Origin of the sequence: Streptomyces sp. WAC05292, assembly GCF_003949955.1 — a bacterium.
GTDB classification, from domain to species: domain Bacteria; phylum Actinomycetota; class Actinomycetes; order Streptomycetales; family Streptomycetaceae; genus Streptomyces; species Streptomyces globosus.
In genome coordinates, this window is sequence record NZ_RPSE01000727.1 from 1 (window position 1) to 1,317 (window position 1,317).

The 1,317-nt window shown below is 76.5% G+C and carries 1 protein-coding gene; it reads right to left on the reverse strand.

Going from position 1 to position 1,317, the window contains the following annotated elements; all coding sequences use genetic code 11:
• Window positions 1-86 precede the first annotated feature (86 nt).
• On the reverse strand, window positions 87-1,317 hold a 1,231-nt coding region (locus EF903_RS32665), incomplete at its 5' end, for a DUF1343 domain-containing protein (protein ID WP_260616233.1).

Consider the following 1,317-nt stretch of genomic DNA (forward strand, 5'->3'; position numbering starts at 1 on the left):
CCGCACCTGGAGGTGTACTTCGAGGAGATCCACGACCGCTGGAACGAGCACCTCACCGAGCTCGGCCTCGACCCGGAGCTCTTCCGCTACCAGCGCGAGATGAACGCCGACGAGGGCGAGGCCGCCGCCCAGTCGCCGGCGATCTCGTCGACGCCGGCGCCCGCGTCCACCATCCGCCGGACCCGGTCCGAGCCGGTCAGCCGGTCGATCCAGTGGTCCGCGCGCCACGCGAACCCGCCCACGGCCCGCCGTGCCGTCACCAGCAGCCCGATGCCCGCCCGCACCGGGTCGAACGCCGACCGGTCGTGCACCAGCAGCCGCACCCCGCCGCACACCTTCCCCGCGTGCTTGGAGAAGGTCGGCGTGAAGTACGCCTCCCGGAACCACACGCCCGGCAGCCCCAGCGCATCCGCCGCCTCCGCCCACCGGCGGTCCGCGCCCTCCGCGCCCACCACCTCGAACGGGGTGGCCGTGCCGCGCCCCTCCGACAGGCTCGTGCCCTCGAACAGGCACGTCCCGGCGTACGCGAGCGCCGTGTCCGGCGTGGGCATGTTCGGACTCGGCGGAAGCCAGGGCAGCCCGGTCTCCGCGAAGAACGACTCCCGCCGCCACCCCGACATCCGCACCGTGTGCAGCCGGACGGGGGAGGCCGCGAGGAACTCCCCGTTGAACAGCAGCGCCAGCTCGGCCGCCGTCATGCCGTGCGCGAGCGCGATCGGCTCACGCCCCACGAAGCTGGCGTACGCCCGGTCCAGCACCGGCCCCGCGGCCCGCCGCCCGCCGACCGGATTGGGCCGGTCCAGCACCACCACCGCCTTGCCGGCCAGCGCCGCGGCGCGCATGCAGTCGTACAGGGTCCAGATGTAGGTGTAGAACCGCGCCCCGACGTCCTGGATGTCGAAGACGACCGTGTCCACGCCGGCCGCGGTGAACAGGTCGGCGAGCTGCCGGCCGCTCGCGCCGTACGTGTCGTACACGGGGAGCCCCGTCGCCGGGTCGCGGCCGGGCCCCTCGGAGCCGCCCGCCTGCGCCGTGCCGCGGAAGCCGTGCTCCGGCCCGAACACGGCGACGAGGCGGACCCGCGCGTCGGCGTGCAGGACGTCCACCAGGTGGCGGGCGTCGGCGGTGATCCCGGTGGGGTTGGTGACCACGCCCACGCGCTGCCCGTCGAGGAGCGCGTAGCCGTCCGCGGCGAGCCGCTCGAAACCCGTCCGCACCCGCTCCGCGCGCCGCGCGGACCGCCCCGGCGGCCCCTCGGCGGCGGCCCGGCCCGCTGCCCCGGCCGCGCCCGCCGCCGAGGGGCCGCCGGGGCGGTCC